The organism is Methylotuvimicrobium sp. KM2 (assembly GCF_038051925.1).
GTDB lineage: Bacteria > Pseudomonadota > Gammaproteobacteria > Methylococcales > Methylomonadaceae > Methylotuvimicrobium.
On sequence record NZ_CP150634.1, the window covers coordinates 362,696 to 380,706 of the forward strand.

17 protein-coding genes are annotated in these 18,011 nt (G+C 49.5%); 5 read left to right on the forward strand and 12 right to left on the reverse strand.

Annotated features, from left to right (window positions below):
* Positions 1-21: 21 nt before the first annotated feature.
* The 4 genes from WJM45_RS01630 to WJM45_RS01645 form a co-directional block, all read right to left on the reverse strand.
* Positions 22-327: a type II toxin-antitoxin system VapC family toxin gene (locus tag WJM45_RS01630; protein WP_341327263.1), complete on the reverse strand. Its 306-nt coding sequence runs from the start codon at positions 325-327 to the stop codon at positions 22-24.
* Positions 324-548: a hypothetical protein gene (locus WJM45_RS01635; protein WP_341327264.1), complete on the reverse strand. Its 225-nt coding sequence runs from the start codon at positions 546-548 to the stop codon at positions 324-326. The genes WJM45_RS01630 and WJM45_RS01635 overlap by 4 nt, the downstream gene beginning before the upstream one ends.
* Before the next feature lie 274 nt (positions 549-822).
* Positions 823-1,389 (reverse strand): hypothetical protein, encoded by a 567-nt coding sequence (locus WJM45_RS01640; RefSeq protein ID WP_341327265.1) that lies wholly within the window; start codon positions 1,387-1,389, stop codon positions 823-825.
* Positions 1,390-1,849: 460 nt separating this feature from the next.
* Positions 1,850-2,530 carry a zinc-ribbon domain-containing protein gene (locus WJM45_RS01645; protein WP_341328901.1) on the reverse strand — a complete coding sequence of 227 codons (681 nt, stop codon included), beginning with the start codon at positions 2,528-2,530 and terminating at the stop codon, positions 1,850-1,852.
* A gap of 468 nt (positions 2,531-2,998) precedes the next feature.
* Between WJM45_RS01645 and WJM45_RS01650 the strand changes: the two genes are divergently transcribed.
* A complete protein-coding gene (locus tag WJM45_RS01650) occupies positions 2,999-3,367 on the forward strand; it encodes a hypothetical protein (RefSeq protein ID WP_341327266.1) in 369 nt (122 codons plus the stop codon).
* A gap of 482 nt (positions 3,368-3,849) precedes the next feature.
* Here the strand turns inward: WJM45_RS01650 and WJM45_RS01655 are convergent, their stop codons facing one another.
* From WJM45_RS01655 to WJM45_RS01665, 3 genes are all read right to left on the reverse strand, one after another.
* Positions 3,850-5,361 carry a YifB family Mg chelatase-like AAA ATPase gene (locus tag WJM45_RS01655; protein WP_341327267.1) on the reverse strand — a complete coding sequence of 504 codons (1,512 nt, stop codon included), beginning with the start codon at positions 5,359-5,361 and terminating at the stop codon, positions 3,850-3,852.
* Positions 5,362-5,598: 237 nt separating this feature from the next.
* Positions 5,599-5,871: an accessory factor UbiK family protein gene (locus WJM45_RS01660; protein WP_341327268.1), complete on the reverse strand. Its 273-nt coding sequence runs from the start codon at positions 5,869-5,871 to the stop codon at positions 5,599-5,601.
* Between the two features lie 562 nt (positions 5,872-6,433).
* Positions 6,434-7,009 (reverse strand): helix-turn-helix domain-containing protein, encoded by a 576-nt coding sequence (locus tag WJM45_RS01665; protein ID WP_341327269.1) that lies wholly within the window; start codon positions 7,007-7,009, stop codon positions 6,434-6,436.
* Between the two features lie 428 nt (positions 7,010-7,437).
* Here WJM45_RS01665 and WJM45_RS01670 point away from each other — a divergent pair, with 428 nt between their 5' ends.
* The 3 genes from WJM45_RS01670 (at position 7,438) to WJM45_RS01680 (ending at position 13,157) form a co-directional block, all read left to right on the forward strand.
* Entirely contained in the window at positions 7,438-7,863 is a 426-nt protein-coding gene (locus WJM45_RS01670) for an RNA-binding protein (RefSeq protein ID WP_341327270.1), read from the forward strand.
* Positions 7,864-8,183: 320 nt separating this feature from the next.
* Positions 8,184-10,883: an aconitate hydratase AcnA gene (acnA, locus tag WJM45_RS01675; protein WP_341327271.1), complete on the forward strand. Its 2,700-nt coding sequence runs from the start codon at positions 8,184-8,186 to the stop codon at positions 10,881-10,883.
* Positions 10,884-11,078: 195 nt separating this feature from the next.
* A complete protein-coding gene (locus WJM45_RS01680; protein ID WP_341327272.1) occupies positions 11,079-13,157 on the forward strand; it encodes a heavy metal translocating P-type ATPase in 2,079 nt (692 codons plus the stop codon).
* Positions 13,158-13,560: 403 nt separating this feature from the next.
* Here the strand turns inward: WJM45_RS01680 and WJM45_RS01685 are convergent, their stop codons facing one another.
* The gene (locus WJM45_RS01685; RefSeq protein ID WP_341327273.1) at positions 13,561-13,683 is read right to left on the reverse strand and encodes a hypothetical protein; all 123 of its coding nucleotides are present in this window, start codon (positions 13,681-13,683) and stop codon (positions 13,561-13,563) included.
* A gap of 414 nt (positions 13,684-14,097) precedes the next feature.
* On the opposite strand from WJM45_RS01685, the gene WJM45_RS01690 reads away from it, so the two are divergent.
* Positions 14,098-14,388 (forward strand): hypothetical protein, encoded by a 291-nt coding sequence (locus WJM45_RS01690; protein ID WP_341327274.1) that lies wholly within the window; start codon positions 14,098-14,100, stop codon positions 14,386-14,388.
* A 442-nt stretch (positions 14,389-14,830) separates the two neighbouring features.
* On the opposite strand, the gene WJM45_RS01695 is transcribed toward WJM45_RS01690, so the two are convergent.
* The 4 genes from WJM45_RS01695 to WJM45_RS01710 form a co-directional block, all read right to left on the reverse strand.
* On the reverse strand, positions 14,831-15,292 hold the full coding sequence (locus WJM45_RS01695) for a CreA family protein (protein ID WP_341327275.1): 462 nt from the start codon (positions 15,290-15,292) through the stop codon (positions 14,831-14,833).
* Between the two features lie 124 nt (positions 15,293-15,416).
* Entirely contained in the window at positions 15,417-15,812 is a 396-nt protein-coding gene (locus WJM45_RS01700; RefSeq protein WP_341327276.1) for a hypothetical protein, read from the reverse strand.
* Between the two features lie 322 nt (positions 15,813-16,134).
* Positions 16,135-17,094, reverse strand: a complete 960-nt coding sequence (locus WJM45_RS01705) for a GNAT family N-acetyltransferase (protein ID WP_341327277.1) — start codon at positions 17,092-17,094, stop codon at positions 16,135-16,137.
* Between the two features lie 432 nt (positions 17,095-17,526).
* Positions 17,527-17,910: a hypothetical protein gene (locus tag WJM45_RS01710; protein ID WP_341327278.1), complete on the reverse strand. Its 384-nt coding sequence runs from the start codon at positions 17,908-17,910 to the stop codon at positions 17,527-17,529.
* Positions 17,911-18,011 lie beyond the last annotated feature (101 nt).

Below are 18,011 nucleotides of genomic sequence, written 5' to 3' on the forward strand. Positions count from 1 at the left end.
CGTGCTCTAACGCCTGACAAATCAGCATTCTATCAAAAGGATCAGGGTAATGATTCGGCAAACGACTTGAATGAAAACCGCTTTTTCATCAAGCGCTAAGAATTCAATGAAATGCTTACCGCACTGTTGTTTAATAAAACGATCTGCGGAAACCGGTAAAGGCAGTTTTCCGAGTTGATGTTTGACGATCATTTCCCATACGGAAACACTGCTGAAATAGACTGGATTATTTGTATCTTGAAACAGCATTTTGGCTTTTTCGCTGAGTTCCGGCGCATCTGTTGTCACCCATAAAAAAGCGCAGGTATCCAACAAAATCTTCATCATTTACCCTCAAAATCATCCAGCATGTCATCGGGTAAAGGATCAAAAAAACTTGTCGGAATTTCAACCAAGCCTTTTGCTAAACCTATTGGGCGTTGCCGGACGGTTTCCGCCTGCTTCTCTTGGGCTAGGCCTAATCTGAAAAAATGAACCAAGTCATACACCTCAGCCAATTTTTCATCGGGAAGTTGTTTAATTTCTTCAATTAATTGTTCTTGTAACATCGGCATCTCCACTGGCGCGATATAAACTCTAGGAAGAGGTTGAGCCCTAGGGGTTTCACGGCTGTTCGTCTTGTGGGAAATTTCGAGGTAATTATTCACACCCCTCTATCGTTCCCACGCTCCAGCGTGGGAACGAATACTGAGACGCTCTAGCGTCTCGTACCGCTGGAGCGGTACTCAGGCATTCCCACGCAGAGCATGGGAACGATAAATCATCGTCGATTACCTATGGCTGAGCTATTGTGTCGGGTCCGGCTGCGAATTGTTTGCCGATTCAGCGTTCGAGAAATTCGATTTTGACCGGCATGTTCAGTTCTTTACCGATTTCTTCCAAAACGGTTCTTGCAGACACCTTGTTGACATGCGTTGTGACATACCAGCCGTTGCAACGGCGTTGTTTTTGATAGCCGTTGGCCGGCGCTTTAGCTATCAACGGCACCGATGTGACCACCTTATTCAGCTTCGCCACCCGTTCCAGACCGATGATTCTCAATGTTTTGAGAAAAGTTTCGGCAATGGTGTCTTCCTCGATGACCTTGCCGGCTACCGTAACTCTTAAACGGCCACCGGGCTTGCGGGTACGATATCGGTCTTTTTTGTGAAAACCTGATTTTCCTTCCGGTTTTGCATTATAGTTCGCTGCGAAATGATTCAAGGTGGCTTTGATTTCCGCCTCCAGTGTTTGCATTTTGCGGCAGGAATCATTAATCGAAGCCACCAAGGAAAAGTCGCCTATCAGGCATGCTTCGGCGCCAGCCATTTTTAGATCGTCCGTAGCGTGGTTCAATACGGCAAACAATTCGGTAAATTTTACCGTTACGGCTTCTGGTAGTTTGTTCATTTCGTCGACTCCGGTTTATTTGGTCTAAACAGCGGGCTATGTATCGCTACCGCGGTATTCTGTTTTCACAACTTGATGCGTAGTATCAGACAAAATGGGCGGGATGTAATGGGAGAACTGTGGGAGTTTTTGGAGGAGCGGGTAAAACCAAACGCGTTCAGCTGAATTGGGAACAGCTAAAGCTTCGGCCGAATGCGGCATCACGAAAATGCCTTCCCTATTTCGGACTTTTCTTCGGGCAAAAAAAAGCGGACTCGATGTCCGCTTAAAAAACCCTAGAAACCCTTTAGGAGGTAAGAATGTATACGCAATACATTTAAGAGTTGCGGCGATTCTAAAGGGATTTCCAAACGCTGAAAATGTGGCGAATTGCCGCGCGGCAGGTTGTCGCAGGTAAATCCGCCCATCTTTGCGGCATGTCGACTGAACAACGTCTTACAACATAGCCGACCCAACGCGCTCATGAATGGTCAGGTTCTTTTTGTTCCGTTGGCTCGATAGGGTGTCCGCAGTTATGGCAGAATTTTTGATCTTGCTGTAATTCTTCGCCGCAAGCCGAACATTTGAATTCCTTGTGCTTCGGGTGACCGCAATGACAGCAAAATTTGGCGCTTCGCGAGGACAATTGCCCGCATTCAGGGCACGCGCTGGTGCGCAGACTCGGCAGCGCCGGCAGGGTTTCTTTCACTTCTTCCATCGAGTCGATCAAATAGGGCGCATTCTGAAAGGCAACCCATACCAGCCAAATACCAATCAGTACGATCAATAGAATCGCGATGCCGAAATAGAACGACTTGCCCGATGCGCCGACGAAAAGCCCCAAGACTTGCCAAATGACGCCTTGTCCGACAATGACGATGACCAACAGAGCCGCCGGCACGCTGATCGCCTTGACAAAAAATAGCGCGCCGCCGGTTTTCGGGAGCGCCGCGATCGCATTCACGGCGAAAAGATAAAACAAAATCAGCGCAGTCATTTGCGTGACGAACAACACCAAATCCGTCGCCGCCAAACGGCCGGCAATGACTAAACGGGACATGACCGGTAGCAGGCTCATTAAATAACCGACTAGCAACACGATCAGAATCGTAATCAGATATTGCGCGGCGCGGTAACCGCCGCTGCTTTTGAATGAGGGCATGATTTCCACGGTAAACCTCCCGATCGGTTGAAAACTTAAAGTATTAACCTATAAAAAGCAATTTGTCCACGACAACACACGAAAATCAGGAAAATATTCAATTAGTTATACTCTTCAATTTTGCTCAGCTAAGGGATGGTTCAAAGGAGTTATTTAACCGTATCGATTACTTTCGTGTATTTCGTAATTTTAGTGGACTAACTGCCGAATTTAGGATAAACGGAAATTAACCCACCTGCGCCCGCTTTTCCCGAATTATACTCAACGTAGATGAAAATTCGGCCTCGGGGTGCCCGTCAAAGGACGCCGTGAATACGTCCATGTAGGCTCTATGCCAGCTCCATGCTGGCAAAGCCTTTACCGAGCACCCCGAGGCCTCCTCCGGCACTGCCGAAATTTGAAGTGCGAAAGGTATAACTTAAGAATGTTATATTATTGTTCTCGTATGACTAATCTAGGAGATTTCCTATGAATTTTTTAATTCACTCTTTTTTTCCTATTGCTTTTGCTTCTGCCATTGCCCTTTCGGGTTGCGCTAGCGAACCGACCATTGCCGACTTGATGCGGGAGCATGCCGAAACCACGAAATCTGAAGCCGAATTAAAAACCCGTTTGTCCAGCGAATGGGAAAGAGGATCCAAATTGCTGTCTTCAGGCGAAAACAAAGTATCTGAAGGTAATGAATTGATCGAAGATGCCCAAAAAGACCTGAAAAAAGGGCAAGACATGGTAAGCGAAGGGCAAAAGGAAATCGATGAAGGCCGTTCGCTGATGCGCATGAGCGAACAGCTATTTCGTGAAAAATTCCCTACGCTAAGACTTGAAACGGGCAAGTAATTTTATTCACACATAATCAAGTAGGTGCGCATCGCGCACCTTTTTATGGCTTCAAGTCCGGATCGCTATAGACCGCTTCCGGCGTGTCTAAGCAGCGTAGCCCGGATGGAGCGTAGCGCAATCCGGGACCTTCGAAGCTACGTCATTCCCGTATTCCGCTACTCTGCATACGGGCTACGTATTTTACTCCCTTTTGACCGAAAAAGCGTATAAGAACGAGAAGGTGTGGGGTATGCCTAGCGAGGATGTCGGCGGCAGGGAGCCGCCGTCAAGCCCCCATGGACGGGTTCACGGCGCTCCTCGATAGGCATACCCCATACCCAACAAAGTTGAACGATTCTTCAGTAAGAAGGGAGTAATAGCCAAGTAGGGTGCGCCCCTACATTTGGAGCCGCAAACGGAATCCGAGTGATCAGCCGTATTAAACAGGCTTTTGAAACAAAACAACTTTCCATTCATTAACCTTTTCGAGTAATAAGGCTTCAGTCGGCTTTCCTATCCAATCTGCGGTAGCCGATCGCCTCGCTCAAATGAGAAATTTCTATCGTTTCGGAACCGGCCAAATCGGCTATGGTTCTTGCGACTTTGAGAATACGGTGATAGGCGCGGTGCGATAATCCGAACTTATCCATGGCTTGTTCGAGCAGCTCATGGCCTTGATCGGATAACCGGCAATGCTGTTTGACTTCGCGTGCGCTGAGCGCCGCATTGGTTTTTCCTTGACGCGACATCGCGATATTTCGCGCCGTGACAACCCGTGCTCTAATTTGCACACTGCTTTCTTCACCTTCCTTCGAGCCTTTTCGCAGCACCTCTCGAGACACTCTCGGCACCTCCAAATGCATATCGATGCGATCGAGCAACGGCCCTGAAATACGGGCGCGGTATCGTGCGACTTGTTCTACCGAACAATGACAACGTCCGGACGGATCACCGAGATAACCGCATGGGCATGGATTCATCGCAGCGACCAATTGAAATCGCGCCGGAAATTCTGCTTGCCGGGCAGCACGCGAAATACTGATATGACCGGTTTCGAGCGGTTCACGTAATACTTCCAGCACCCTACGGTCGAATTCGGGCAATTCGTCCAAAAACAAAGTGCCGTTATGAGCTAGAGATATTTCCCCCGGTTTCGGATTACCGCCGCCACCGACCAACGCCGCAGCCGATGCGGTATGATGCGGCGCACGAAACGGCGGCTTCAACCAATTAGCAACATCGAGCCCTTTGTCGCTAATCGATGCAATCGCGGCGGTTTCCTGAGCCTGCTGTTCGGTCAGCGGCGGTAGAATCGTCGGCAAGCGCGCGGCCAGCATCGATTTACCGGTACCGGGCGGTCCGAGCATGATTAAATTATGCGCGCCGGATGCGGCGATTTCGAATGCGCGCTTGACATGAAATTGCCCATGCACATCGGAAAAATCGACCGATTCCGTTTCCGCCGTTAACACATGGGCTTCATTTTCGATGACGATCGATTTCTGTCCGTTTAGGTGGGCGCATACTTCAAGTAAATGATTGGCCGGCAATAGGCCAATATCTTTAACCAAGGCTGCTTCGGCGCAATTATCTTTAGGCAGAATTAATTGTTTTTGGCTATTCCGTGTTTGTATCGCTATCGGTAAAACTCCGCTGACCGGACGCAATTCGCCGCCAAGCGACAGTTCGCCGACACATTCGACTTCGGCTAGGCGGGCTGCCGGAATTTGCCCTGATGCCGCAAGAATACCTAATGCGATTGCCAGATCGAAACGCCCGCCTTCCTTCGGTAAATCGGCCGGAGCTAGATTGATCGTGACGCGCTGCATCGGAAATTCGAAATATGAATTGATTATCGCACCGCGCACACGGTCTCGGCTTTCCTTGACCGCCGTTTCGGGTAAACCGACGATATTGAGCGCGGGTAGTCCGCTCGTAACATGGACTTCCACAGTCACCAAGGGCGCATCGATTCCGGAACGGCCGCGGCTATAGGCTACGGCTAATGTCATAAATAATTTGAGGAAAATAAAGCCGAATTTTTAGCGAAAAACCGACTTGAAAGAGTAGCGATTAATCCTAAATTCGGTTGTTCAACCATGAAGCGCATGAAGCATTTCAAGAGATTACCTAAACATTGCAGCTAACCTCTCGGGTGAGCGAAAAATTGTACACAAACGAATAACAAGTTATTGAATTAGCTTCTTATTCTTCATGATCTTCATGGTGAAATGCTGTTTCTAGGTTAATTATCCATTAGCTTGATCGGATGGGTTTTGATCAAGTTGCTTTTCCAACGCGGCAACGCGAATCTCCAGGTCTTCGAGTTTCGTTCGTGTTTTCGTTAACACGGCTTTTTGTACTTCAAACTCTTCGCGGGTGACCAGGTCCAGTTTGCCGAGAGTGCCTTGTAAAACCGCATGGAAGTTTTTTTCCAGGTCTTCTTTCAAATGGGACAAGCCGGGCGGCATGGCATTCGCCAGGCGGTTAGCGATATCGTCGATGGCTTTGGGGTCGAACATAGTAATACCTCATAAATAAGTGATGACTACTCAGCAAGAGCAATATCATTGATTTGAACACAAATTAAGCAGGATGCAAATTCTTTTGCCGATACTATCGTAAAGAAATGCTAATAAATAACTTATCCCAATGGCAGTCTGAATTCATTATTATGAATAACTAGTATGCTATGCATACCTTTATGCCAATAATTATCACCCTACACGGATAGAATCATTTCGGCTTGTAGTTAAAGTTGCCAGGGCATAAGCATCAGCTAAAAACGGCCAACCCACATCCACTCTTTCTCAAGTTGCTATCAACCATGTAGTCCTTATGCAGCGGAGCGCAATACCGGAATGGCGTGGCTCCAAGCTTCTCAAGCAAAGAGTGGCTGTAAAAATATCGGTGATTACACCATAAAAAATTTATTAACCATCAAAAACATCAATGCGATAAATAAAAAGACTATAAAATCAACAATCTAGTCTTCATGTGACTTCATGCTCTTCATGGTTATTTAGCAATATTGAATACTTTCATAGTCTCCTAGAGCTTAGGAAACAGGGAGCTCTTACTCATTCACCTATCATTACCTTCAAACAGAACATGCTCACGGCAAATCTTCAAGGCTTCCTGCTGATTCAGCGGCTGTTGCATTAAATCGCAGTGATAATGTTGATCAAGCTCTGAAAAATAATAGCATGTGTAACAGACGCCAAAACTTTTTAAATTGTTGCTTTTTTGCAATGCTAAAAGCGTCGACAGCAATGCCTGGTTTAGCGCATTAAATTGTTCCTTAGGAATCGCTTGCTCGGCAGCAGGATAAATGTCATAAGATTGCATTTCCTTTAAAACAGACTCACCGGCTGCTGAAAGACGCAAATGCAAGATACGCCGGTCTTGATCGTTCGGTTTTTTTTCGATATAGCCTTTTCGCTCGAGCACTTGTAACGATTGCGAAACCGTGCCTTTGGTCAGGCCGAAATATTCGGCGACAGAGGCGGGCGTGTCGCTCATGTTATTGCATTGAGCTAAATAATCAATAATTTGTCCCTGTATCGGTTGCAAACCCAGCGAGGTGTATTTTTTTCGTTCTTCCGAACGCACCAGCGTGCTGATTCTGTCGATCAATTTAAACGTGTTTAATTCCTGCATGGTTAGTATTTGGTAAGTTGCCGCGAGAGCGATTTTGTGTGTTTACGTTATTATATACTTCGCGCGGTTACATTTGCTGGTAAGCGGGCGCGCTCTTTTGTCCGATAGCTGTTTTCGAGCCTTGCTACCGAACAAATTAGTGCTGCCATAAAAGCCGCAAACATGACTGAGTGAATTATACCCCTTACAAAGGGGGGGCCGACATACGCTTTACGATGAGGGAAGTAGGGACGGGTTGAAACCAGCTTCTTTGATGTTTTACTCACCTAGCGAGATGTCATTCACATAGCTGAACAATAAGCCTTCCTCGCTCCGTCATTTGAATTATCATGCTCGATAAAGAAACGAAATCACCGGTATGAGATATGCGTGGAGTTCAGAATCCAAAACGACTCATTACTGGGCAAAATACTCTTGGAGAACAGGCTATGCGCCTCATATTAGTCAGAATACCTGCCGATACGAATAAGCAGGATATCAAGCGATTTTTTGAACCTCTACTTAAACGAAGGTTTTTTTTCAAAAAAAAGAGCATCGAAAATATTGAAATATTGAAACTGCATGATTCCAGCACTAATTCCTGCGAATATCACGCACTAGTGACTATAGAGCCCGATTCGTTTGCTAAACGGGCAATATTGAAATTGAATCGAAAACCGATCAACGGTAAGCATATTGCTGTCAGGGAATATCACAATCGCTATTGGCATAACGATCTACGGCAACAAAATAACACTTTAAATCCTAATATGCCCAATAGACGCATTATGGATAGGCGGCGCAAAAATTTACGCGTATTAGAGAGCGATGATATTCGTATTACCGGACATAAAAATTTTCACCGTACTTTTTAATGTAAAAAAATTTCGGCATAAGCCATGTCCCCTTAGAAATCAATGTCTGACACTATACCTTTCGCACTTCAAATTTCGGCAATGTCCGAGGAGGCGTAGGCCGGCTGTTAAAGGGGCCGTGAACACGTCCATTCTGACATAGGCTTTGCTGGATCCCCTCCGGTGCTTCCTTATGCATCGCCGAAATGTGAAATGCGAAATGCATAAATGGCTATGGTTTAAATTGGAGAATCGCTACTAAAACGATAAAGCGGTGTCATATCCGACAGAAGTATGGTATACAAAAATGAAATTCCCGACTCCGAAGGAGGGTATCCGCCATGAATTCAAATGATCTTTTCGGTGCACGGCAATTATTGAATCCTGACCGTGCAAGCCCGTTGTCCTACTATCGTCTTGCGAGTTTAGAGTCTGCCGGCGCCGCCGATCTTGATCGCTTGCCTCATACGATTAAAATCCTGCTCGAAAGCCTGTTGCGCAACTGCGACGGTTATTCGATCACCGAAGACCATGTACTCGGCCTCGCCGGTTGGCAGGCGCAAGGTTCCAGGCGGGAAATTCCCTACAAACCGGCTAGGGTCATCCTCCAGGACTTTACCGGCGTGCCGGCGCTTGTCGATCTGGCCGCGATGCGCGATGCGATGAGCGAATTGGGCGGCGATCCGAAAAAAATCAATCCGTTCATCCCTTGCGATCTGGTGATCGACCATTCGGTACAGGTGGATTATTTCGGCAAAGCCAATGCCTTGCCGATGAATGAAGCGGTCGAGTTTCAACGTAATCAAGAACGCTATGAATTCCTGAAATGGGGACAATCGGCCTTTCAGAATCTACGCGTGGTGCCGCCGTCCACCGGTATCGTTCATCAAGTCAATCTCGAATATCTCGCTCGAGTCGTCTTTCACAACAAAAGCAACAAATTGTGTTATCCCGACAGTTGCGTCGGCACCGATTCGCATACGCCGATGGTGAACGGTCTGGGCGTGCTGGCCTGGGGCGTCGGCGGCATCGAGGCCGAGGCGGTCATTCTAGATCAGCCCATTTACATGCTCGAACCGGATGTGGTCGGCATTAAGTTGACCGGTAAATTACCACCGGGCGTGACCGCGACCGATCTGGTGCTGCGCATCACCGAGTTGTGCCGGCAGTTCGGCGTCGTCGGTCAATTTGTCGAGTTTTACGGTTCCGGTTTGTCCCAACTTAGTATTCCGGACCGTGCGACCATCAGTAACATGGCCCCGGAGCAAGGTTCGACGGTGAGTTTTTTTCCGGTCGATGAGGCGGCTTTGAGTTATATGCGCCTCACCGGGCGCAGCTCCGAACAAATCGAGCTCACCGAACGCTATGCCAAGCTACAAGGGCTGTTTCGCACCGACGATGCGCCGGAGCCCGAATTTACCCGCACGCTGGAAGTCGATCTCGGCGAAATCGAACCGGCACTGGCCGGCCCCAAGCGTCCTCAGGACCGAATTCCGCTGAGCCAAGTCGGGCCGACTTACCGGCAGACGCTGACTGCCCCGGTCGGCATTCGCGGCATGGGCCTTGCCGAAAGCGATCTCGATCGCTGCGGCGTGGTTTCGAGCCAAGGTGCCTGCGAAACGATCACGCACGGCGCCGTCGTGATCGCCGCGATCACGTCCTGTACGAACACCAGTAATCCCTCTGTGATGCTCGGCGCCGGCCTGGTCGCCAAGAAAGCCGTCGAGAAAGGGCTGAAAGTCAAAAATTATGTCAAGACCTCGCTGGCGCCCGGCTCATTGGTTGTGACCGAGTATTTGAAGCAATCCGGGCTGCTGCCCTATCTGGAAGCACTGGGCTTTTATCTGGTCGGCTACGGCTGCACGACCTGCATCGGCAATTCCGGCCCGCTCGATGAAGCGGTGGAAGAGGCCATCTTAGACAATGACTTGGTCGTGTCTGCGGTGTTGTCCGGCAACCGGAATTTCGAAGGCCGCGTGCATCCGCTCACCAAAACCAATTATCTCGCCTCGCCGCCTCTGGTGGTTGCCTATGCGCTGGCGGGATCGATCGCTGTCGATATGACAAATGACGCCATCGGTCAAGGTAACGACGGCAAACCGGTGTTCCTGAAAGATATTTGGCCGACGACCGAGGAAATCGATGAAGTCGTCCGAAAATTTGTGACACCGGAAATGTTCCGTGAGCGTTATGCCGACGTTTTTACCGGCACTCAGGCTTGGCAGGCGATCGAGGTCGCAGGTTCCGAGCGTTATCAATGGAACGAACGGTCGACTTATATCAGAAAACCGCCGTTTTTCGAAGGGCTGGGCGGCGGGCGGGAAACCATCGACCGTCTCGCCGACATGCGGGTGTTGGCGCTGTTCGGCGATTCGGTCACGACCGATCACATTTCGCCGGCCGGTCAAATCGCGCCCGATTCGCCGGCGGCATTATATCTGCTCGAAAAGGGCGTCGAGCGCAAGGACTGGAACAGTTACGGTTCGCGTCGCGGCAACGATCAGGTGATGTGCAGAGGCACATTTGCCAATGTGCGTATCCATAATCTGTTGGTTCCGGGTTCCGAAGGCAATGTCACGATTCATCATCCCAGCGGCGAACGAATGACCTTTTTCGATGCCGCGATGAAGTACAAAGAAGCCGGTATGCCGCTCTGTATCCTGGCGGGCAAGGAATACGGTTCCGGATCGTCCCGCGATTGGGCGGCGAAAGGGCCGTTCATGCAGGGTGTCAAGGTCGTCATTGCGGAAAGTTACGAAAGAATCCATCGCAGCAATTTGATCGGCATGGGGATTTTGCCGTTGCAGTTTATGTCCGGCGAATCGGCGCAAAACCTCGGCCTGAAGGGCGACGAAATCGTTACGGTGGAGATTGCCGACGACACTGTTCCTCAACAAATCATCGACGTGACCGCAAGCGCTCCGAATGGGAGCGTTAAGTCCTTCAAGGCCGTCAGCCGCATCGATACGCCGATCGAAATTCAATATTACCGGGACGGCGGCATCTTGCGCACGGTTCTGAAGAAGCTGAGGGCTGGTTAACGAAAAGAAAAAAAAGAACTCGCGAAGGGCGTAGGACCGCGGAGAAAAGATGCGAAATCGGTATTTTGCTATTCAAGCCGTTTGAGCCGAACACTTCGCTCCCGGTGCATTTGAACATAGACACTTTGCGCCCTAGCGCCTTCGCGCGAGAACGAAATCCATCCATTAAGCAATAACGGAGGAGGGGTCGCAATCATGAAACATCCGCACGAGCATAGTAAACATCAGGCGCCTCATGCAGGGGCTTCGAAATCCGATAAAACCGACGGCCATTCGCATACGGCCCACAAAAACCATGCCGGACACGACAAGCACGCAGGCCATAGCGTGGAGATGTTTCGGGATAAATTCTGGCTGACCTTGGTGTTGGCGGTCCCGACGCTGATTTGGAGCGAGGGATTGCAACGTTGGCTGTCATATTCGGCGCCGGCTTTTCCTGGGTCGGGGTATGTCTCGGCCGTTTTCGGCACATTGGTTTATTTTTACGGCGGTTGGGTTTTTTTGCAAGGCGGTTGGCGCGAATTGCAAAGCCGCCTGCCGGGCATGATGATTTTGATTTCGCTGGCGATCAGTGTCGCTTTTCTGTACAGCTTGGCCGTCACATTCGGTTTCAAGGGGCATGCGCTGTGGTGGGAATTGGCAAGTCTGGTGGCGATCATGCTGCTGGGGCATTGGATAGAGATGCGTTCGATCTTCCAGGCCCAAGGCGCTCTAAAGGAATTGGCGAAATTGCTGCCGGATACGGCGCTAAGGCTGGTCGAAGGAGATAAAATCGAAGAGGTCACGGTCGACCGCTTGCAGGAGGGCGATTTGTTGTTGATTCGCCCGGGCGCGGCGGTTCCGGCCGACGGCATCGTCAAGCGTGGCAAGAGTTCGGTCAATGAGGCATTGATTACCGGCGAATCGAAGCCGGTGCCGAAAGACGAGGGCGATGAAGTGATTGCCGGCACGGTCAACGGCGAAGGCTCCTTGCGCATCGAAGTCACCGGCACCGGAGACAAGACTGCTTTGGCCGGCATCATGCGCTTGGTCGATCAGGCTCAGACTTCGCGCTCCCGGGCTCAGGCCTTGGCGGACCGCGCGGCGTTTTATCTGACGCTGGTAGCGATCGTTTCGGGCGCGTTGACGTTCATTGCCTGGTCGCTGGCCGGCGCGACGATGGATTTCACCGTGACGCGGGTCGTGACGGTTTTGGTCATTGCCTGTCCTCATGCCTTAGGGTTGGCCGTGCCGCTCGTGATCGCGATTTCGACGACATTGGGTGCGCGCGGCGGATTGTTGGTGCGCGATCGCCGTGGCTTGGAGGAGGCGCGTAATCTGGATGTCGTGGTATTCGACAAGACCGGGACGCTGACCTTGGGCGAGCACCGCGTCGTGGAGACGATAACGGGCGAAGGCATCGAGCCCAATGAAGCGCTACGACTCGCGGCGGCAGTCGAACACGATTCTGAGCATCCGATTGCGAGAGCCCTGCTCAAGAGCGCCGAAGAAGTCGAAATTGAATGGCCTTCGGCTCAGGAATTCCAGGCAATCCCCGGCCGAGGCGTGGCGGCCGTCGTCGAAGGGCGCAAACTCCAGGTGGGCGGGCCGGCCTTGCTAAATACGCTCGACAGCGAAATACCGCAAGCCCTGGCGGACGCCGCCGACCGCTTCGGCGAATCCGGCCGGGCGGCGATTTATCTCGTCGAAGGGGATAGGGTCTTGGCGGTTTTTGCGATCGCCGATGCGATTCGTTCCGTTTCCGGTGAGGCGGTGCGCCTGTTGCATGATACCGGCATCGAAGTCGCGATGCTGACCGGAGATTCGCAAGCGGTTGCCGATGCCGTGGCCAAGGAATTGAACATCGACACGGTGTTCGCTCAAGTGTTGCCCGAAGACAAGGTAAAGCGCATCGAAGAACTGCAGGCTCAAGGTAAGTGCGTCGCGATGGTCGGAGACGGCGTCAATGATGCGCCGGCTTTGTTGACCGCCGATGTCGGTATTGCGGTCGGTGCAGGCACCGACGTCGCGGTCGAGGCCGGCGATGTGGTCTTGGTGCGTTCGGACCCGCGCGACGTGTCGAGGATCGTCAATCTGAGTAAGGCGACCTATCGGAAGATGGTACAGAATTTATGGTGGGCCGCGGGCTACAACATCGTCGCGATTCCACTCGCGGCGGGCGTGCTGGCATGGGCCGGAATCCTACTCGCGCCGGCGGTCGGCGCGGTGCTGATGTCGGCCAGCACGGTGATCGTGGCGCTGAATGCCCAATTGTTGCGCCGGGCGGAATTATAAGCAAAGGCGCGATGGTTTTAAAAACTATTCTTTGGGAATAATAAATAATAACCGGGAGCTCAATAATGAATAAATCAACCTCTTTTACAAGACTGATAATCTGTATTGTTTTTTTATTGGTATTGATTGTTTTACACATAATACCGTTGCCGATATTAGAAACTCTGATGCTGTATATTATGGTTTTCCGTCCCCGTTGGTTTAAAGATTTAATCGATAGTATCTATAATGAATAGTCTCGGAAGAGGCTGTGTCTTAACAGCTAGGACTTCGTGATAAATAACGTCCTGGAGCTATGCGCTTTGCTGTGGGTTCGGTAACTCGCTTGATAGGCCCAGCACCTAATAAACTATCCAAGAAAATTATCCATTGTGGATTTTAGGTGTAGGGTGAATACGTCCGCTTAACGGCTGTGACTGATTGCCAAGGATGGCATGAATGCAGATTTTGCAGGAGTTAAAATCTGTCCTGCCGCTGCACTTGTCAATTTAGCAACCGAATCTGCCTGCCCTAAGGATTCGGTCATAAATAACTTTCCTATTTTTAATGTACGGTAAGCAGGTTTGGTAACTCGTTTGACAGGTGTAGGCGGCAGGGAAAGCCGCCGTCAAGCCTACAAGGACGTATTCGCGGCGCCCTGACAAGCGAGTTACCGAACCCGCTACAGAACTCATAGCTCCAGGAAGTTATTTTTCACGAAATCCTAAATCAAAAATAGGGAAGTTATTTATGACCAAATTATAAGAAAGTTTGAGCAATTCGGAAGCGGATGAGCTGCGTATTCAACCAACGATGCCCGTTCGATTCGCTAGCCGGTGAATAAATCACACAAACGGCGTGACTCGATCACCGCTTTTTTATCTGCAAATCGGGATACTGTACCCAAGTTCAACGAAACGCTTGAACGAACCATACCAACAAAAACCAAGGGGAAACCATCATGAAAACAGTATCTTTCGCAGCAGTCGTTTTAATGTCAATCGTCGCCGGCACAGCCATGGCCGAAGGCTCCAGAATCGAAAAATCCACATTGATCAACGCGTCCAAAAATACGTTGACCAATACTCAGGCGATCGGTCGCAACAGCGCCGCCAGCACCGGCTCGATCAGCGTCGTCGGCTCGAAAGTCGAGAAATCGACGCTGATCAACGCATCGAAAAACACATTGACCAACACGCAAGCGATCGGCAGGGATTCTGTGGCGACAACCGGTTCGATCGACATCCGCTAAAAAACGCATAAAAGCACAAGGACGTGCGCTATCGGGACAGGGATAGTAGGGCTTGGAGATCGACGCGGAAAAAGGGGGGGGGCGGGTTTGATTAATCGAAAGAACTATTAACCTAGAAAAAGCATTTCACCATGAAGATCATGAAGAATAGGAAGTTATTTCAATAGCTTATTACGCGTTTGTATAGAACTTTCGCTCACCAAAAAGGTTAGCGAGAAGGATTTGGTAAGTTCTTGGAATCCTTCATGAACTTCATGTGCTTCATGGTTAAACTGCCGAATTCAGGATTAAACACGCCCCCTTTTTTATCTTTTTGCATTTGTCTGGCGGGCAAAGCCGTCTCGTCGTTGCCGGAAGCTTCGTGGTTTTGCTTGCTAATCGTTTTGGGCGTTCTTTGCCGGTCCGGTTGCGAGGGGTCATTCCGATTTGCCGAGTACCGGTATTACTCCCGCCAAGGCATGATCGGCACGGTGGACAGGCTGTTGGCCGGCGCACCGTCGATCAATTTTCGGCTGACGGCGACATACACAAGGGTATTTCGCTTACGATCGAACAACCGCGTAACGCGTGTTTCCTTGAACAAAACCGAGGTATTTTCACTGAATGCGGTTTCCTGGTCCGGCAACTTCCCTTTTATGACGATCGGTCCAACCTGCCGGCAGGCAATCGAGAATTGGGACGGATCTTCGGCCAAGCCAAAAGCGCCGGCCACGCCTCCGGTCTTCGCTTGACTAATGTGGCAGCTGACACCCTGGACTTTGGGGTCATCGAATGCCTGCACGCAGACCTTGTGGTTAGCTCCGATCAGCTTCCAAGCGGTGGTGACGCAGCCGACTTCTTCGGCGGCGACGTTGAGGGTGGATAAAGCGGCAGACAGCACGGCCAGTAATAACGGGAATTTCATAAGATTCTGAACAAATGAGTGAAAAATTTAGATTCTACAGGAGAAGCTTAGCAAAGGAGTCGGGTGAGATTGAAAAAAAAGGTTGAGTTTATTTTATAATTAAACCTGACCCCTTTTTTGGGTTTTATTGCATTCGACCCTGGCCCAGATGCTCACGAAAACTTTCTCTTGCCTCACCCAAGAAAATTTCTAACATTTTTTCTGCTTCTCTTTTTATTTTAATACCATTTGATTTTGCTTCGAGAGTCAGCACGTCAGCCGCCATATGATTAGGTAAAATTATTTCTTTTGGGTATTGTTTTTTATGATCATATCCAATCTTTAATAACTTCTTTGCTTCCTGATGGGACAGTTCTAGCGTATTTGATTTAACGAACCCCATCCCAAGAATGAAGCAACTTGCTGCATCCATTAACGCAATTATATTAAAATCACCATCACGATCCGTGATTATTGGAGCTTCATTTAACTGAAATGCGATCCACGTTTCATTTACATGAAACTGATTTGGATGAAGCATGTATGCGTTCTCCTTTTCAAACCTAACTATTGATTATCAGGCAAATCTGCCTGATAAGTTGATATTACCGGTCATTTTAGGCGCTTTTGCCTCGATAACTGGCTATGGGGGTGCGAATTTAGGCAAATTTGCCTATCTATTTAACAGCCGCTGACTTTAGGTGGTACTGTTTCCGATGTCAAGTTCATGTAAGTGTTACCAGGCCCCGGCCAAGCCTTTTAAAGAATTAAAGCGTATGCAAACCGAACCCCGGCTTCTGTCGGGGAACACGCGCTGTTCAAGATAGATGAAAAAAACCGGAACCTTAGTTGCGGATTTATATTCATATTCCGAGCGCCCGAAATTCGGTGCAGGGGCGGCAGCGTTGCCAGATGCGGTCGAACTCTTCGTAGAGTTGTTTTTTTCGGGCGGGATGATTGGGGCTCCATTCGCCTTGGTAACGTTCTGCACTTAGACGAAATAAGTAACCGTCTCGGTCGTTGATTAGAAAAGCCGATGAGTATTGCTGGTCTTCCCGTTCGACCGGTGTTCGGAATTGAAACGACGAAGGCAGTCTTTGCGACAAGTCGATTAACGCATGGGGTTTGCCGCGCGCGGCAAACGTGTCTTGCACGATGATTTGCACGCTACCGTCGCGACTGTTGATCGCGAATTGTCTGAACGCTTCGACGATGTCGTTGTGTCCGTATAAACCATGCTCCAGGTCGTGGGTATAAATGCAGATTTGGCGCCGCGCTTCGGCGATGAGTCGAGCGGCCGAATCGAGGTGGGCTTCCAGGTTGTCGAGTTTTTCTGCCGGTACCGATGTCTCGCGCGGCTTCGCGGACGGCCGTCTTCTTTCGGCGAGCGGCGTAAGCGTCATGCTCATGTGCTGAAATTCGTTGCCTGCTACGTTAAATGCTTCTCCTTCACAGATAAATCCGAATTTTTCAAAGAACCCGCTAGCGCACGCTGGTGTTTCGAGGGTTAGTTGGTTGAGTCCTTGCTTTTGTGCTCTTTCGATGAGCACTCTTAATAGCGATTGGCCAACGCCTTGGTTACGCCACTGATTTAATACGGCGATTCGGCCGATTTGGCCTTTCGGCGTCAGTCGACCTGTGCCGACCGGGTCATGACGATTGTCGCGGGCAATAACGTGATAACTATGCAGGTCTTTGTCGTCTTGTTCGAGATCGGCGGGAATGTGTTGTTCGATGATGAAAACCGAGTCGCGCACGGCGCGAAGATCCTTGAAATCGGCTTTATAATCGGCGGGTTCGATGCGGTAGTCGGACAGTTTCATAAATCACCGGAGCGTGTTAGGTCATTTAATTGTGGAGTCATTTACAGCAGATGATCTGCTTGAACAGTCTATGCTGCCAAAATCGATAGCGTTGAGCTATCGTTTTTTTATGGCTATGTTCGCGTTAATAGTTGATACCCATTTGAACTCAAAGTCAGCAGAAACCAAAGGATATAGCTCTAAATAACTTGCTTTTTTCAATCTTGAGCGAATTGTTGAAAGGAGGGTTCGGTTGCTCGATTGACAGGTGTCGGCGGCAGGGCAGATTTTTGCTCCTGCAAAATCCGCATTCACCCAGCACCTAAATAAGCCATGCATTTGATCATTGCCAAAGACCTATGGAATTTAGGTGCTGGGTTCACGCCATCCATGGCGATTAGTCGCCGCCGGAATAACGGATTTACGTTAACGTAATGACAGTGGGGTATACGATCATTGCTTTTTTTCAAAGGCCTTGATCGCATCTTGCATTGAATCAAACTGAGGAATTTCGTCCTCTGGAGCAACCTGTTTTTTCGGCTTGGTTTTTTTGGGTTTGACTTCCGATGGGTTCGGCGTTTCGGGCTCTTGGCTCGTTCCTACCATCTTGAATCGTTCAAGCCTTTCTTGCTCCGCACGAATCTTGCGGTTGCCTTCTCCGTACATGGTCAGAACAACCATGATCATGACGGTGGTAATGCCAACTACCAAAAACCGAGTCGGTTCGTTCATAAAAAACAGCGGCCATTTCGGTTTGATCATACCGGCGATAAAAAAAACGAGCGTAAAAATTCCTAAATTAAAGGAATAAAATATCAACATGTCTAGCGTGTCCATCGTGTACTCTTCCCGCTTAACTAACTATTTAATAAAAATGCATTAATATCATCTTCGTGATTTATTGCAATACCGGCGATGCATTTTAATCGTTTCAAAGC

Coding starts and splice junctions, on each gene's coding strand:
- WJM45_RS01630 (WP_341327263.1), bottom strand. CDS start 327: ATGATGAAGATTTTGTTGGATACCTGCGCTTTTTTATGGGTGACAACA.
- WJM45_RS01635 (WP_341327264.1), bottom strand. CDS start 548: ATGTTACAAGAACAATTAATTGAAGAAATTAAACAACTTCCCGATGAA.
- WJM45_RS01640 (WP_341327265.1), bottom strand. CDS start 1,389: ATGAACAAACTACCAGAAGCCGTAACGGTAAAATTTACCGAATTGTTT.
- WJM45_RS01645 (WP_341328901.1), bottom strand. CDS start 2,530: ATGCCCTCATTCAAAAGCAGCGGCGGTTACCGCGCCGCGCAATATCTG.
- WJM45_RS01650 (WP_341327266.1), top strand. CDS start 2,999: ATGAATTTTTTAATTCACTCTTTTTTTCCTATTGCTTTTGCTTCTGCC.
- WJM45_RS01655 (WP_341327267.1), bottom strand. CDS start 5,361: ATGACATTAGCCGTAGCCTATAGCCGCGGCCGTTCCGGAATCGATGCG.
- WJM45_RS01660 (WP_341327268.1), bottom strand. CDS start 5,871: ATGTTCGACCCCAAAGCCATCGACGATATCGCTAACCGCCTGGCGAAT.
- WJM45_RS01665 (WP_341327269.1), bottom strand. CDS start 7,009: ATGCAGGAATTAAACACGTTTAAATTGATCGACAGAATCAGCACGCTG.
- WJM45_RS01670 (WP_341327270.1), top strand. CDS start 7,438: ATGCGCCTCATATTAGTCAGAATACCTGCCGATACGAATAAGCAGGAT.
- acnA (WP_341327271.1), top strand. CDS start 8,184: ATGAATTCAAATGATCTTTTCGGTGCACGGCAATTATTGAATCCTGAC.
- WJM45_RS01680 (WP_341327272.1), top strand. CDS start 11,079: ATGAAACATCCGCACGAGCATAGTAAACATCAGGCGCCTCATGCAGGG.
- WJM45_RS01685 (WP_341327273.1), bottom strand. CDS start 13,683: ATGACCGAATCCTTAGGGCAGGCAGATTCGGTTGCTAAATTGACAAGT.
- WJM45_RS01690 (WP_341327274.1), top strand. CDS start 14,098: ATGAAAACAGTATCTTTCGCAGCAGTCGTTTTAATGTCAATCGTCGCC.
- WJM45_RS01695 (WP_341327275.1), bottom strand. CDS start 15,292: ATGAAATTCCCGTTATTACTGGCCGTGCTGTCTGCCGCTTTATCCACC.
- WJM45_RS01700 (WP_341327276.1), bottom strand. CDS start 15,812: ATGCTTCATCCAAATCAGTTTCATGTAAATGAAACGTGGATCGCATTT.
- WJM45_RS01705 (WP_341327277.1), bottom strand. CDS start 17,094: ATGAAACTGTCCGACTACCGCATCGAACCCGCCGATTATAAAGCCGAT.
- WJM45_RS01710 (WP_341327278.1), bottom strand. CDS start 17,910: ATGGACACGCTAGACATGTTGATATTTTATTCCTTTAATTTAGGAATT.